This window comes from Bacillus cereus group sp. BfR-BA-01316 (assembly GCF_022664195.1).
In the GTDB taxonomy this organism is placed as follows: Bacteria; Bacillota; Bacilli; order Bacillales; family Bacillaceae_G; genus Bacillus_A.
Genome location: NZ_JAKUGX010000071.1, coordinates 1 through 2,029 on the forward strand (window position 1 = coordinate 1; position 2,029 = coordinate 2,029).

The following is a 2,029-nucleotide window of genomic DNA, read 5'->3' on the forward strand; positions in this document are numbered from 1 at the left end:
TGATGGCAGAGAGGTCACACCCGTTCCCATACCGAACACGGAAGTTAAGCTCTCTAGCGCCGATGGTAGTTGGGACCTTGTCCCTGTGAGAGTAGGACGTCGCCAAGCAAGCTAAAACACAAGTCTTTTGACTTGTGTTTTTTTGTATATTTGTTTCGTTAGAAACAAGAGTGGAAATATTGATTGCTAAATCATACCAGATGGAAAATCATTTACAGAATCATGATAAAGGCGAAGTGTTTTCGCTATTTTTATTAAGCATTTATTAAACTATATGTATTTCGTCATAGGACCATTATTGGTCATATCTTCAATATAGGAGGAAATCTCTCTTCTTTTATAATTAATTTCTAAAAAACTTGGCGCATAATTGAAGCTTCTATACTCTAAATGATTTAATGGTTTATGAATTATATAGCTATTTTCCCTTAAAATCCTGTATATAGTATCCCTTAACTAATAAACATTAGAGGTATTTCTGCCGGTAAATACTTCTTCTTCATGATTGGACATCTAAATTCTCTTCACTAATATACTTTTGAAAATAACTCCGTTCATAATTTCAATAATATAGATTTGTATAATTGCTTCCTTTAATTTTTTATTCTTATAATAGTAGCGTTTTGAGGGATGCTTTTTTGTTATTAAGTATAAGGAAGTAGTACATAATCTATGGAAATGATACAGGTGCTTTTCAATTATTATGAGAACAGCTATATTATGGCTAAATATGTAGTGAGATATAGGGATGTTGAACAAGGAGCTCATTTACAATTGAAGTGTATATATGGGTATGAAATCTTCTTTGATTAGTAGTCGTAACTTCTTGAGGCATAAATTTTTGAATTCCGTAACGTCAGTGCTACAATGATTGAAAAATAAATGTTAATGAGGTGTTCATATGAAAATTGAAGTTTGGTCTGATTTTGTATGCCCGTTTTGCTATATTGGGAAGCGTAGATTAGAAATGGCTTTAGAGCAATTTCCACATAAGAAAGATGTTGAAGTTGAGTTTAAAAGTTTTGAATTAGATCAAAATGCCCCGATCTACTCTGGAATGAGTATTAATGAAGTACTTGCATCGAAGTATGGGATTAGTGTTGAAGAAGCTGATCGTAATAATATACAACTAGGCAATCATGCAGCTAGTATGGGTTTAAGTTTCAATTTTGAAGAGATGAAGCCAACAAATACTTTTGATGCACATCGTTTGGCGAAATTCGCAAAGGATCAGGGGAAGGAAAAGGAGATTACAGAAAATCTACTTTTTGCATATTTCACTGAATCGAGAAACTTAAGTGATGTGGAAACACTGGCTAATATTGCTGAAGCTTCCGGTCTAGATAGGGAAGAGGCTTTAAATGTTATTCATAATAAAAATGCTTATGCCAATGAGGTTAGGATTGATGAATCAATTGCCCAACAATATAAAATTACAGGGGTACCTTATTTTATTGTTAATCAAAAGTATGCTATTTCAGGTGCACAACCACTTGAAACCTTTGTTGGTGCACTTCAGCAGGTGTGGGAAGAAGAGAATCCTAAGTCTGAACTTCAAGATCTTTCAATAAATAGTACAACAGATGATTATTGTGCAGATGGTAGCTGCTCGATACCTTCAAAGGAATAATATTTAATTCTTTCTATTATGGTATACATAATGTAATGACATCTAAATACGAATAACCTACAGTGACTTTTATAGGTTATTCGTATTTAGTTTATTTTTTGGGAGTTACATTCAAGTGTATTATTATTGTGCTAACGGCTTGTTGGTATAGTTAATTCATATTTTTATAAAAAACTTATTTAAAACTATTGACGATTAACATACATAGGTGTAATATAGAAAAAGTCGCCGATAGCAACAACGCAGAAAGCGACAAAAGAAATAAAAAAACTTGGTTGACATTGAAACATGAAAATGTTAACATAAGGGAGTCGCAAATGAGCGGCAGATAAGTTCTTTGAAAACTGAACGAAACAAACAACGTGAACGTCAATTTTTATTTTTAGATGCTAGACAAAC

Annotated in this window: 1 protein-coding gene and 1 rRNA gene; both read left to right on the forward strand. The window is 32.7% G+C overall.

The features are described 5' to 3' along the window. Positions 1-108, forward strand: a 5S ribosomal RNA gene (gene rrf, locus MR071_RS24920); the annotation flags it as partial. A 793-nt stretch (positions 109-901) separates the two neighbouring features. Beyond that, positions 902-1,630, forward strand: coding sequence for a DsbA family oxidoreductase (locus MR071_RS24925; protein ID WP_105588416.1), 729 nt, complete (start codon positions 902-904; stop codon positions 1,628-1,630). Positions 1,631-2,029 lie beyond the last annotated feature (399 nt).

What these genes read in the sequence shown, in the direction of transcription:
- MR071_RS24925 (WP_105588416.1), top strand. Translation starts at nt 902, where the DNA reads ATGAAAATTGAAGTTTGGTCTGATTTTGTATGCCCGTTTTGCTATATT.